General features: G+C 59.4%; 12 protein-coding genes. 1 reads left to right on the top strand and 11 read right to left on the bottom strand.

What is annotated here, in order from left to right; genetic code table 11:
• Positions 1–128: 128 nt before the first annotated feature.
• Genes R2N11_RS02530 through istA form a run of 5 tightly spaced genes read right to left on the bottom strand, consistent with a single transcriptional unit; the run spans position 129 to position 4,811 of the window.
• Complete coding sequence (locus tag R2N11_RS02530; RefSeq protein ID WP_316680015.1) at positions 129–1,154, bottom strand: TniQ family protein; 1,026 nt, start codon at positions 1,152–1,154, stop codon at positions 129–131.
• Positions 1,141–2,127, bottom strand: coding sequence for a TniQ family protein (locus tag R2N11_RS02525; protein WP_316680036.1), 987 nt, complete (start codon positions 2,125–2,127; stop codon positions 1,141–1,143). The genes R2N11_RS02530 and R2N11_RS02525 overlap by 14 nt, the downstream gene beginning before the upstream one ends.
• On the bottom strand, positions 2,127–2,483 hold the full coding sequence (locus tag R2N11_RS02520) for a hypothetical protein (protein ID WP_316680014.1): 357 nt from the start codon (positions 2,481–2,483) through the stop codon (positions 2,127–2,129). Before R2N11_RS02520 ends, R2N11_RS02525 begins: the two co-directional genes overlap by 1 nt.
• A gap of 26 nt (positions 2,484–2,509) precedes the next feature.
• Positions 2,510–3,295, bottom strand: a complete 786-nt coding sequence (gene istB, locus R2N11_RS02515) for an IS21-like element helper ATPase IstB (RefSeq protein ID WP_316680013.1) — start codon at positions 3,293–3,295, stop codon at positions 2,510–2,512.
• Positions 3,285–4,811 (bottom strand): IS21 family transposase, encoded by a 1,527-nt coding sequence (istA, locus tag R2N11_RS02510; protein WP_316680012.1) that lies wholly within the window; start codon positions 4,809–4,811, stop codon positions 3,285–3,287. Before istA ends, istB begins: the two co-directional genes overlap by 11 nt.
• A 173-nt stretch (positions 4,812–4,984) precedes the next feature.
• On the opposite strand from istA, the gene R2N11_RS02505 reads away from it, so the two are divergent.
• A complete protein-coding gene (locus R2N11_RS02505) occupies positions 4,985–5,476 on the top strand; it encodes a 3'-5' exonuclease family protein (RefSeq protein WP_316680011.1) in 492 nt (163 codons plus the stop codon).
• A 639-nt stretch (positions 5,477–6,115) separates the two neighbouring features.
• Here the strand turns inward: R2N11_RS02505 and R2N11_RS02500 are convergent.
• From R2N11_RS02500 to gabT, 6 genes are all read right to left on the bottom strand, one after another.
• Positions 6,116–6,724 (bottom strand): hypothetical protein, encoded by a 609-nt coding sequence (locus R2N11_RS02500; protein WP_316680010.1) that lies wholly within the window; start codon positions 6,722–6,724, stop codon positions 6,116–6,118.
• 162 nt (positions 6,725–6,886) lie between these two features.
• On the bottom strand, positions 6,887–7,216 hold the full coding sequence (locus R2N11_RS02495) for a tRNA-binding protein (protein ID WP_316680009.1): 330 nt from the start codon (positions 7,214–7,216) through the stop codon (positions 6,887–6,889).
• A 109-nt stretch (positions 7,217–7,325) separates the two neighbouring features.
• A complete protein-coding gene (locus tag R2N11_RS02490; RefSeq protein WP_316680007.1) occupies positions 7,326–8,978 on the bottom strand; it encodes a PucR family transcriptional regulator in 1,653 nt (550 codons plus the stop codon).
• Positions 8,979–9,003: 25 nt separating this feature from the next.
• Positions 9,004–10,461, bottom strand: coding sequence for an NAD-dependent succinate-semialdehyde dehydrogenase (locus R2N11_RS02485; protein ID WP_316680006.1), 1,458 nt, complete (start codon positions 10,459–10,461; stop codon positions 9,004–9,006).
• A 9-nt stretch (positions 10,462–10,470) separates the two neighbouring features.
• Positions 10,471–11,178, bottom strand: coding sequence for a haloacid dehalogenase type II (locus R2N11_RS02480; protein ID WP_316680004.1), 708 nt, complete (start codon positions 11,176–11,178; stop codon positions 10,471–10,473).
• Positions 11,179–11,221: 43 nt separating this feature from the next.
• Complete coding sequence (gene gabT / locus R2N11_RS02475) at positions 11,222–12,517, bottom strand: 4-aminobutyrate--2-oxoglutarate transaminase (protein ID WP_316680003.1); 1,296 nt, start codon at positions 12,515–12,517, stop codon at positions 11,222–11,224.
• Between the last annotated feature and the right edge of the window lie 420 nt (positions 12,518–12,937).

Raw genomic sequence — 12,937 nt, 5'->3', positions numbered from 1 at the left:
GCGCGCTCTCTTCGATAGTGTCCACGTGTCCACCTAGAACTAGATGGACACGATGCTCCTTGCTACGCGGGTCCCCTTCAAGACGGGTTCACCGGGTGCTTACTCATGACCCCCTCCGGGGGCGTTAGTCACTTCGCGCGTCGCAGCGCTTTCGGTTTTGGCTTCTGGTCCAGTCGACCACGGGTCCTCACTTTTGGCGCCTGCAGCGGGTGAAGAGCACTGTATTTCACTGCGCGATCCACCGGCTTCGCGGCCGGCACCCATTGACGTCTTTTGAGAGTGGCCTCAGTACATTTCTCGACCCATCGGTCCCATTCCGTGTCGCGTTGCTTTCGTGGCCGCTTGAGCAGCATAGCTAGGTCAATCTTGAAAGTTCGCTCTAAGCAGTACGCGCTGACCAGACTTTCGACGCCGTGGTAGTCGAGTCCATATCTCGGATGCTCGACCAGTGATGAAAAGATGAGCTGTTTGACCACATCCGGGTTGGCCTTGAGCCATAGCAAGAATTCCACGCTCAAACGGTTGTCATACCCTTTCACACCAAACACTCCCCTTCGCGCCGCCGAAAGGAACGTCTGTTGGATGCGCAGTCTCGTGGGGGATAGCCACACTTCGGGATAGCTTCCTGTCGGTGTAGCGAGTGGGTTGCAGCAAGCAGCACAGTGATCGATACCAAGTACCGTTTCGCCAGATACACCCAGGCATGGTTCGGTAGCGCGAATCCTTGCATTGCAAGTGGGACAGCGCTCCAGCATCTTGACTCGATGCTCGGGGCAGATCGTCCACCCCTTTATCCGCCATGAGGTGCGCAGATACGGAATCCGATCTGTGACGAGGCACTTCGGACAGAATCGGTAGGCAGGGATTTTCCCGTCAAAATTGAGCAACTGCTTTACGGCGGGATGCGTGCGAGCGGCTTTGAATGAATCGGCGAGAGGTTCTATGACCCGGAAAGGTATCCCGGTTCCTTCGGCGATCCGACACAGGTGCTTTCGAGTGGCGGTTAGGTCTGGATCAAAACACCGCTTCACGCCGAGGGATGTTGCTAGCTGTTTGTATGTCACCCCGTGCAGCTGGCAAGTCCGTTGGATCCAAGAGGCCGCAGATTCGTCAGGTAACGGGTCCGGCGCGATCATGATGCTAGAGGTGTTCATCGGCGACTCCAAACAGGGAAAGCTGTGGGTCAATGCAGGCCAGGCGATGCAGCTGCGGAGAGGGAAAGCGTTTTTGTAAGCGCGCGATCAGGCATCCGATGAATCGCACATCCGCGGTCGAGGTACATTCGTCGTAGAGAGCCCGTAGCGCAGGCATCGGAACGCGTAGCGGCTCCTTTGATGGCCGGTTCGCGACGACCGGGAGGAGCCGATCAAAAGCGCGGCAGACGACGTCTGCGGCTTCAGCCGTTAGCAAACAACGACTCGCGCATCCTGGGTGATCCTTTGACTGGCCGGGTCCAACGATGCCAAAGATCCAAAACAACCTCAGGAAGGCATCGACGGAAAGGCCCTCAACGCCACAGGGCAGCAGTTTCGCCAGACGCGGGCCGATCCGATTGGGTGCCGGCTCCAACAGAGATGCAACCTGGCAGCTCACGGCGAGTTCACGTGGATCAGCTCTGGAGACTCTCTGGTCAGCTGTGGTCAGACCTCGCCCGCACTCGCACATGTCGAGCGCGGGTCGGCGCCAGCGTGTCGGGCGGCCGCATTGACATCGATCCAGGAGTCGGTTGCCGTGCAGAGGACAGCTCGTGACGAGGCAGACCGACCATATGGCCCGAGCGATACGGTCTTCGGCGAGGCAAGCCGGACACACTTGCGGACTACCCTGTCTCAAGTGATACGGACGCAGAAACTGGTGGCCAAGGAAGTCCGCCGTCTGTGTTCCCCGATGACACCGCCGCACCACGAAGGCATTCTTCAGCCGCGACGGAGTGCACCCGAACATGAACGCGATGGTGTTGCTCGCGTGCGCAGGAAGATAGAGGTGCCCTGGGGACGCCAAATGCACCGCCAACTCGTGGAAGGAGAGTCCGTTGGCTGTGGCCATACGCAAAGCAAATCCAACGCCATCCTCGTCCGGGGCAATTTCGTCCTGCCGCGGAAACGGTGTGATTTCCGTGCGCAGCATCATACGAACGGGTTGTCCCGGGTCGAGGCCGGTCCGACTAGGCGTTGGAACGCCAGGCAGAGGTGCTTTCGCTCCACTTTGGTGTCGTTGGCGTCCACCGCAATCATTGCCACCTCCATGACGAGCGCCTTCAGCGTTCGCATGACGCCTTTGGTCGCCTTGAAGATCAGGGTTGCGTACGCCGGCAGCTCGGATAAGTCCACGTCTTTGGCGGCAGCTACGTAGCTGGCAATCACGCCTCGCCAGTTTTCGTCGTTTGAGAAAACGGGCAGGCGGAAGATAGACGAAACGCGCGTCGTGACCTGGGAGTCTCCATGTTTGTTGATTTGCACCGAATCCTGACCCAGGATTTGCATCGAAAACTGACCCACCCCAAAGGCTGTTAGGTGTCGCTTTGTGCGGGTTGTTTGGCGGTGCGTTTCTCCTTCTTGGGCTGGGTGGTGCTGTGCTTGAAACGATAGCTATCGTTGCCGGTTTCAACAATGTGGCAGTGGTGCGTGAGGCGATCCAATAGCGCGGTGGTCATCTTGGCGTCCCCGAAGACGCTGGACCATTCGCCGAAGCTCAGGTTGGTGGTGATGACGAGGCTGGTGCGCTCGTAGAGCTTGCTGATCAGGTGGAACAGCAATGCGCCGCCGGTCTGGCTGAACGGCAGATAGCCCAGCTCATCGAGGATCACCAGGTCGGCATACATGAGTCGCGTGGTCAGGTGTCCCGGCTTGCCTGAGACCTTCTCCAGTTCCAACGCGTTGACGAGCTCCACGGTCGAGAAGAAGCGCACTCGACGGTGATGGTGCTCCACGGCCTGCACGCCGATGGCGGTGCCGAGATGGGTCTTGCCCGTACCTGGGCCGCCGACCAGCACGATGTTGTGCGCCGACTCGAGGAACTCGCAGCGGTGAAGCTGCCGCACCAGTGCTTCGTTGGCCTCGCTGCAACTGAAGTCGAAGCCGGTCAGGTCTCGGTAGGCTGGGAAGCGCGCCACCTTCATCTGATAGGCCAGCGAGCGCACCTCGCGCTCGGTGAGCTCGGCCTTGAGCAGACGCGACAGGATGGCCACGGCCGACTGGTAGGCCGGCGAGTCCTGCGCCGCCAGGTCGCCCAGCGCTTGTGCCATGCCGTGCAGCTTCAACGACTTGAGCATCTCCAACATGACTTCATGCTGCATGATGCACCTCCCGATCTCGCAAGCTGTCGTAGCGGCCGACGTTGGCCTGCGGTTCGACGTGCAGCGCCAGTGCCTGTGGTGAGGTGATCGGTGCCACGGGCTCGCCTTCCAGGAGGCGGCTGAGGATGTTCAGGATGGTTTGCTTGGACGGGGCACCCGCCTCCAGTGCGAGCTCCACTGCAGTCAGCACGGCCTGTTCGTCGTGCAACAGCACCAGCGCCAGGATCTCGACCATCTCGCGATCGCCACCAGGGCGTTTGAGCAGTGTGGATTGCAGGCGTCGGAAGCCCTCTGGCAGTTCGGCGAACGGTGCGCCGTTACGCAGCGCACCGCGCTTACGCTGCAGCACCGCGAGGTAGTGGTGCCAGTCATAGATTGTGCGCCCCGGAAGATGGCTACGGTCGATGTGCCGCACGTGCTCGGCAATCACCTGGCCTTCGGCCACGAACACGAGCCGATTGGCATAGACGCGCAGACTGATGGGCCGGTTGGCAAACGACGCCGGTACGCTGTAGCGGTTGCGCTCGAAGGTCACCAGGCAGGTTGGTGAGACGCGCTTGGTGTGCTCCACAAAGCCATCGAACGGCTGCCCCACGGGCATCAGGTGTGGCCGCTCCAGCGACCAGGCCTCCCAGAGGGTCATGTCCAGCTCAGGATGGCGGGTCTGCTGCCACAGCCGTACGCACTGGTCGGCCAGCCAGTCATTAAGTGCCGCCAGAGAGCCGAATGCAGGGATGCGTTGCCAGATGCGGTGACGGCTGTCCTGCACGTTCTTCTCTATCTGCCCCTTCTCCCAGCCCGAGGCCGGGTTACAGAACTCGGCGTCGAACAGGTAGTGGCTGACCATGGTGCTGAAGCGCAAGTTGACGTCACGCAACTTGCCCAGGCGCACGCGATCCACGGCGGTCTTCATGTTGTCGTAGATGCCGCGACGCGGGATACCGCCCCAGGCCACAAAGGCGTGGTGATGGGCATCGAACAGCATCTCGTGGGTCTGCAGCAGATACGCGCGCAGGAAGAATGCGCGGCTGTGGCTGAGCTTGAACTGAGCCACTTGCAGCTTGGTGCGCTCGCCGGCGATGACCGCCCAGTCCTCGCTCCAGTCGAACTGGAAGGCCTCACCCTCTGCGAAGCGCAGTGGGATAAAGGTGCCTCGCCCCGACGTGCGGGCTTGCTCCTGTTGCTCCTGGCGCCAGCGGCGAGCGAATGCGGCAACGCGATCGTAGGAGCCGGTGAAGCCCAAGGCACACAGATCAGTGTGGATCTGCTTGAGTGTGCGCCGTTGCTTGCGTGGCTTGTTGGCCTCGGTCTTGAGCCAAGCGGAGAGCTTGGCGGCATGGCCGTCGAGCTTGCTCGGACTCTGCCGTGCAGGATAGGCCGGTGCCGTGGTGTCAGCGCGCAGATAGCGCCTGACCGTGTTCCTGGAGATGCCCAGGCGTCTGGCGATCTCGCGCAGCGGGATCTGGTCGCGAAGATGCCAGCGTCGAATGATGCTCAGTATGGCCACGTCGATCACTCCGATCTCCCGCTCGTTGCCGAGCGGGACAGTGTTCTATACGTGGGTCAACATTCGATGCAAAAACCTACCTCGGGTGGGTCAGGATTCCGTGCAAATCAACAACTCTGTGATAGCGCAGTTTTGATTTGCCAAATCGGGATGATTCCACGGGTATCGGATTGACGTGCCACATGCTGCTCTTTCTTGACACTGAGTACACCGGCTATGGCCAGCAGCAGCCAAAGCTGATCAGCCTTGCGATAGTCGCGGAAGACGGCTCTCGAGAGTTCTATGTGGAGCTAGACGACACATGGGCCGACGATGACTGCACGGGATTTGTGCGACGTGAAGTCTTGCCGTTGCTGGAGGGCCCGGGCATTCCCCGGGCGAAGGCGCGTGTTGACTTGAGGACCTGGTTTGCGGAAGCGCCACGCACCGTGCAGGTCGCGTGCGATTCGGAAATCGATTGGTTCTTCCTGCTTGACCTGTTAGGTGCACCGCAGCCGATCAATCTGGATGGGCGCTACTACGATCTACGCCCGCTAATCGATACCACTGTCTACGATCAGGCGGTGGCTGCTTGCTACGAGAAGGGTGCACGCGAGCATCATGCTCTCGATGATGCTCGCGCTTATCGGCAAGGATGGCTCGCTTGGATGGATTCACGAAAAAGTGCCCGATGAGTCTCGGGTGTCTCTCGCCGCTATTCGCTCACTGGAGTCTCGAAGTTCAGAGAGTGAGTCGCTCGCCCATCGCAACAGTGGCCTTTCAAGCTCCTGCGTGACGGCGAGGACCAATAGGGCGACTCCATCTGAGTTTCTGACGTTGGAAGGGCGAATGATGTAGGCGCATTTCCCCTTCTTCTTGGCTGCAATGGATACGGTTGTGGTGCCGCATACGAGTTGTGCCACCAAGTCGATAACGAAGTGTCGCTTTTTCGTACAACGGCTATCGTCAGCGCCTAGAAACCTTGTCGCGACTGTCGATGGAGTCATTTGCTGCTGCGAGGGGAGGTCCGACTACAGCGTTGCAAAGCTGTGCTTCTTGAAGATATCTGTTGCTAAAGATGTTTGTGCAGTCGAGATGCTCTACACAGCTACAGCTTTCTCATGAGCTGAGATGCTCAACGTGCCGGCCATGTACAGTTCGGCGCTCGAACATATGAATCATGGCAATAGGGTCACGAAGGGATGCTGCGACAGGTCACATCAGCAGGAAAAAAGCGGCGACGTTTTGCGTCGCCGCCTTCCTCTCTCATTCGCATCGAGATGTGGTCAGTATCCGATACGCGCTTACCAGGCTTTGGAGAAGAAGAGGGAAAACTAGCTTGCGCTGTCCGTACTCAACAGAAACGCGGGCGCGATGCTGGGCACCAAGCGGTGCAGTTCGTTGGTCGTGGCCGAGTCGATGCTCGCCTGCTCGCAGAGAAATGCCAGGGCGCCGATAGTACGCCGGCACACAACCACCGGAATGTTCACAAGCGTGCGAGTCCCCAACGACGCCAACAACTCGTGATCTGGAAAGTAGTGCTTCAACTGTGCCTCACCCGACGCGACCAGGATCCGCTGCCCTTGCAGGACGTGCGCGGCCCAATCGCTACCTGCCAAGTGCTTCCATCCACCGACCGGGTAAGCCGACGGCACGCTTGAATAGACGCGACGCACGTCACCGGGCCCAGCCGCAGGGTCAGAGCCCTCTTTTGCGACAAGAGCGGTCATGTGCAGGAATGGCATGACAGTTGAAACCGTAGTCGACCACTGTGCAAAGGCTTCCCGAGTTGACTCACTTGAGCGCACGACGTCTGCAGCGCGCTCAACAAGACCCTCCACCACCCCTGCCGACGTCGCCATGCAGTCTTGCTTCGCCAGTGCGAGAGCTGGCGTAGAGAGCGCGGTTACTGCAACGCTCTTCGCGAACGTCCGCCGATCCATGGAGCCTCCTCGTTCTGTTTGATGGGCCAATCGTAGGGCTCCTGGGATCGGACGCCATCCCTCAGAACATAGAACTTGGCAGGGAAGCTTTGCTGTCAAACCTATGGGCTAAAGAGGGCAGCGTCGGCCTTGATGCTGGTTTGGCGTCAGCGAGTTCTAGCCTTAGAAAACCTTGGCACCGTTGGGAACGTCGCCATCGACCGTCAGGGCGTTGACAACGCCGAGGGACGACTCAACGCCCATCACCAGAACCTCAGACGTAAAGCCCGCAATCTTGCGCGTTCCCAGGTTGACCGCGCAGACGACAACTTTTCCGACCAGTTCCTCGGGCGTATAGCGATTGACGTACTGGCCACTGGAGGTCTTCACTCCGAGAAAACCAAAGTCGATCCACATCTTGTAGGCGGGCACACGTGCGCGCTCGTTCAGCTCAACCTTCTGAACGGTACCGACACGCATGTCAACCGCAGAGAAACATTCGTAGATATCCATCACCGCTCCACCATGATTTACATAGCTTCATGGTACGAGGTGCACGACCACTAGAATACCTATGAGGCGCCTGCATTGATGGAGACATCTCTCCTACCAAAGATAGGAGTTACTCATCTTTAAGGTGGTGCAATGCCATAGCGACCTGCAGCTCGAAGCGATGCGTCTGATCTTCAAGCGTCGCACCAAGCATGGCCTCCATGCGCTCCACGCGGTAGCGGAGCGTGCTGATGTGAATGCCGAGACGGCGCGCCGTATTTGCCAATTGAAATCCTTCCTGGCACAAAGCGTCCAACGTCTCCAGTAAGGCTTCTCCTTTCTTTTCAGCAAGCAGCGGCCCAATGCGTCGTTGAATGAAGAGCTCTCGCGCGTTTTCATCGCCCAATAGTGCGCGCGGAAACAAGATCTCGTCGAAGTTGTGAATCTTGCCCGGTTTGAGAAGCGGAACCAAAGCATTCACGTCTTGACCACCCGTTGCCATACCTTGAGCGCCCTTGTGCGGCCGACTGATCGCTAACGCGGCGCCACGGCTTCCCAGCGTTTGCCACAAAGGCTGAGCCGAAGACCGCGACGAGAGCAAGAAGATGATCTGGTTGAGCGACACATAGAGAAGCTGCGCCTCTCCAATGCCTGTCAGGTACTTACGCAAGCGCTCAACCCATCGCTCTCGACGAAGGAACCCTTCTCTTGAGAGCGGCAAAGGTTCGTCCAGGAGCACAAGGCACACGCGGTACTCGCCGTCAGGATCCCACCCGCCGAGCTTGGCGCGCTCAATCGCAGAAGGGGATTCTTCGAAGTGGCCTTCAAGCAAGGTCGCGACCAAGGCGTAGCCGAGTCGCTCTTCTTGCATATGCAGTGCACGCATGTGCGCGAGATGGAGAGCGCCGATAATGGATGCATGTTCAGCCGCGCGGACGTCGAGTTCACCAAGGGGCTGGTCACCCTCGTCGACCCAAACGATCGCCACCATCGAACCACGAATGCGAATCGGGCATCCCAATCGCCTCGGCATGCTCACTTCCGGCTGCGCATCAATGAGTATCGGCGTAATGCTGTCCTGCAGCTTACGCAGCAGCAGATTCGCGTTCAGTGCCCGCATAAACTGGCGCTCGCTGGCCTGGCGCTCTTGCGAGACGTGAATCCCACCGAGAAGCAGGCCATCCGCATCGACAAAGTTGACGTCCCGGCCCAGCAGGTTGCCTAAGGCCTTGGCAAGATCAGACAGACTGTTTGCCATCACCGCAGCGTTACTCAGCGCGCGGTGAATCTCTTCCGAGCGCTCGATGATTGCGCTTTGATACCGAATGATTCGTGAATGAATGTCTTCGGTGATGGCACTAAACGGGACTTCCCAAGGCAGCTCCAGAAGCGGTAAGCCAACTTCTTCAGCCGCAAGAACTGAGGCCTCAGGAAAATGCTCCAGAAACTTGGGAACGGCGAGCACAACGCCGGCGAGCCCGCGCGCTTTGAGATCGAGCACGAGCGACCTTGCCCGATCCGTGTCGCGGGGCCAGTTGTAACCCGTAGAGAGCAACAGCTGACCGGGCTTGATCCAGTCAATGATGTCCGGATGGTCCACCATGTGGACCCACGTCACTTCATTGCTCAGAAATTCGCGGCCCGCGACAACAGTCGCATCGCGCAGAACGGTCGACTTGAGTGCACTGGCTATGTCCATGACCATGGCTTCTTTCGGACGACAATAGCTCGATTGTACGGTCTCGAGGATTGAATAACGCACACGTGAAGCGGTTGGCGACAAGGCTGTCGCCAACCAGGTGTAGTCGTCAGCTATCAAGCGCGAACGACACGAACTTGATGGTGAGGAACTCCTCAAGCCCCCACTTGCCGCCTTCTCGGCCGAGGCCGCTATCCTTCACGCCACCAAAGGGGGCTTGGGCCGTCGACGGCGCACCGTCGTTGACGCCGACAATCCCATACTCCAGGCGCTCCGAAACCCGCATGGCTCGAGACAGATCCCGCGTGTACAGGTATGCCGCAAGGCCATACGGTGTGTCGTTTGCCTTAGCGATCGCCTCTTCCTCGTCATCAAAGACGAGCAGCGGAGCGACGGGGCCGAACGTTTCCTCTTCCAGAATGAGCATGCCGGGTTGCACGTTGCTCAGAACCGTCGGCGTGTAGTAAAGCCCACCGGGCGAACTGCCACCCACCAAGATCTTCGCGCCCTTGGACGTTGCATCGTCCACATGGCGCTGGACCTTCGCCAGAGCGTCCCCATCCACGAGTGGCCCGATCTGGGTGTCCGTTCGCGAAGGATCGCCCACCTTGAGATTCCGAACCGCCTCGCTCAAGCGAGCCGCGAACTTGTCAGCGATGCTGCGCTGCACATAAATCCGGTTTGTGCAGACGCAGGTTTGCCCAGCGTTGCGGAACTTGCAGAGCATGACCTCGTGAACGGCGCGGTCGATATCGGCATCCTCAAAGATTAGGAACGGCGCATGCCCACCAAGCTCCAGCGAGACGCGCTTGAGGGTGCGCGCTGATTGCTCGTAGAGTTTCCGACCGACCGGGGTGCTACCGGTGAACGTCAGCTTACGGATGGAAGGCGAATCAAACATCACCTTGGATACCGGAAGGGGGTCTGCGGCAGTCACAACCTGCAGCGTTCCTTCGGGGCCGCCGACGGCCAGCCAAAGACTCGCGAGAATCAACGCCGTGATGGGCGTCTGCTCGGCGGGCTTCACGATCACTGTGCAGCCGGCGGCAAGCGCTGGTGCCACCTTGCGGGTAATCATGGCCGCCGGGAAGTTCCACGGCGTGATGGCGTAGACGGGGCCAACTGCCTGCCGCGAGGCGAGCAGCCGCTTATTAGCGTGTTGGCTGGGAAAGGTCTCGCCGTAGACACGCGTGGCCTCTTCGGCGTACAGCTCAACATAGGCTGCCGCGTAAGCAATCTCGCCGCGTGCTTCCGTGAACGGCTTGCCCATTTCGGACGACAAAGCATGAGCCAGCGCGTCCTGATTGCGCATGATCTCCGCGTGCCAAGCCTTCAGCAGGCCAGCGCGGTACGTGGCAGTGGTCTGCTTCCAGGATTCAAATGCCGACTCCGTGGCCCGCAACGCGAGGATTGCATCCTCGGCGTCGCAATCCGTAACGTGGGCGAACACATTCTGGGTGGCAGGATTCGTCACCGGGAAGGTGCGGCGAGAGATAGGCCGACCGGCGATCACAGCATCGTACCGGCGGCCACCTTCCAGCACCTCAAGCATCTGGGTGGCTTCCATGGATAGCCCTCAGACTGCCGCACCGGCAAACGACTGCATGTCCGGGAACTCGGCGTCCGCATTGGCCGCCGCCGCGGGCGTTGCACCAAAGCCAGGCTTGTTGTGGCGGCGGTTGATCCAGATGCTGTTCAGGCCCAGTTCCTTCGCCGGCACATGATCGTGGAACAGGCTTTGCGCCACATGCAGAATCTGCTCGCGAGGCTCTTCGATCCGGCCGAATGCAACATGGAAGTTGTTCAACGAAGGCTTGTAGCTGCGAGCCTGTTGTGCGGTGATGATGTAGTCGAACTCGACACCGAGGCGCTTGTTCGAGAGAGCGAAGAGCTCGTCATCGCAGTTCGTGATCACGGCCAGCTTGAACTTTTGCTTCAGCTTGCGCAGGGCTTCCTGTGAGTCCGGGAATGCGGGCCAGTCGCCCACCGAGTGCGAGAACGCGTCGATCTCGGTCGGCGTCGGTGTGAACTTCAGTTCTTGGCCGATGCGGCGCAGCGACTCAGCAAGCACCTCACGGTAGGTCAGGTAGGGACCTGCTTCCAGCTCCGCTTCGTGACGTGCATACAGTTCAAGCGCCGCGTCTTCCGTCAGGTCAAAGCCGTGGGCGGTCAGGATCGGGGACAGCGCGTTGTAGATGCCGGCTTCCCAGTCGATAAGCGTGCCATAGACGTCAAACGTGAGAACGGTCTTGCCCGAGAACTTGCTGGTGATGTTCGTATCCATGTTCGGTTTCTCCTAAAGGGTGATTGTCAGTTGTGCAGTTGATTCAGGCTTGTCGGGATGCTTCGATCGCCCCCCGCAGGATGTCGAGAGCCTGCTCCGCGTCGATAATGGATGTGTTGAGCGGTGCCAGCAGGCGCACCGTATTGCGATGCACACCGCATTTGATGACCAACAGGCCATTAGCACGGCAGTTATCAATCACGCGCTGTGCGATTGCTGCGTCCGGCTTGCGCGGATCGCCCTCTTCGACGAACTCCAACGCAAGCATTGCGCCGACGCCGCGGACGGTCCCAATCTCGGTGAAATCGCGCGCCAGCGACTCCAACCCAGCGCGCAGCACATCACCAAGGCGTCGACCTTGTTTGAGCAAATCGTCGTTTTCGAAGATGTCCAGCACTGCCAGTGCGGCTGCACATGCCAGCGGGTTCCCAGCGTAAGTGCCACCAAGTCCGCCGGGGGTCGGCGAGTCCATGATCTCCGCTCGGCCCACAACGCCAGACAGCGGTAGTCCCCCTGCAAGACTCTTTGCGACCGTCACCAGGTCCGGCTGGATGCCGGCGCCTTGGAAAGCGAACAGGTCGCCCGTGCGGCCAAAGCCCGTTTGAATCTCGTCGGCAATCAGCACAATGCCGTGCTTCTTGGTCAAGGCACGCAGCTTCTTCAGGAAGTCTGCGCCGGCGGGCAGGAAACCGCCATCGCCCTGTACAAGCTCGAGGATCACCGCTGCAACACGATCAGGGGCAATCTGCGTTGCGAAGAGCGTCTCAAGTCCGCGGATGGCGTCATCCGCAGAGTAGCCTTGATACTCATCCGGATACGGGACGTGGTAGACGTCACCTGCAAAGGGGCCAAAGTTCTGCTTGTAGGGCGCGCTCATCCCGGTGAGCGTCATGCCGAGCAGCGTGCGCCCGTGGAAGCCACCGTGGAAAGCAATGACGCCCGGGGCATTCCGATAGGAGCGCGCGATCTTGATGGCGTTCTCCACGGCCTCAGCACCTGTGGTTAAGAACACCGTCTTATAGGCCTCGCCGTTGCCAACGAGTTCGTTCAGACGCGTCGCCAGTTCAACGTAGACGTCGTACCCACCCACCTGGAAGGCTGCGTGAGACAGACGCTCCAACTGGTCGCGCACTGCAGAGACAACCTTCGGGTGGTTGTGCCCGACATTCAAAACCCCAATTCCACCAACAAAGTCGAGGTACTTGCGACCTTCGGTATCCCATACGTGCGTGCCTTCAGCACGCGTAATGAAAATGGGGTGGGCCGTCACCACGCCGCGAGGGACGTTCTGAGCACGTGCGGCTGCCAGTACTGCACCGATATCTGCGGTTCCGTTCATCACTTCCTCGTGTGTTTCAGATGAGTGTCCGAATGTTAGGAACCGTCCAGGGGTGGCATCTACCTACAACATGTAGCAAAACCGTCCTTGGATTTTCTACTGCAGGGCGCTCGCCCGTCTTCCTCAGAAGTTGGCCGCAAATGGCGCGCCCCAAGTTGGACCAATTTCTCCCCATCTAGCAGCTAACTACCCCGCAAGGCGCGCTCGTATTGACTGCCATGACGCACCGAAATCGGGCCGTCTTCGGCCTTCCTATTTCCCCCCGCATCCAGCATCCCAGCTCTCCTGCGAAACGTAGGTAGGAAACACGATCCCGCTCCTATTGAATCCGACTGAGGGCGCCAATCGGCGTCCTTCACATATGCCCTGTAGGACAGCTATTGCAGGGCAGCAAATAGACCTGACAACAAAGGAGTTGAG

The sequence above is a fragment of the Ralstonia flaminis genome (genome assembly GCF_958415495.1).
Classification (GTDB): domain Bacteria; phylum Pseudomonadota; class Gammaproteobacteria; order Burkholderiales; family Burkholderiaceae; genus Ralstonia; species Ralstonia flaminis.
The sequence above is the reverse complement of the archived record's forward strand: the minus strand, read 5'-3'. Positions and strand labels throughout refer to the sequence as shown.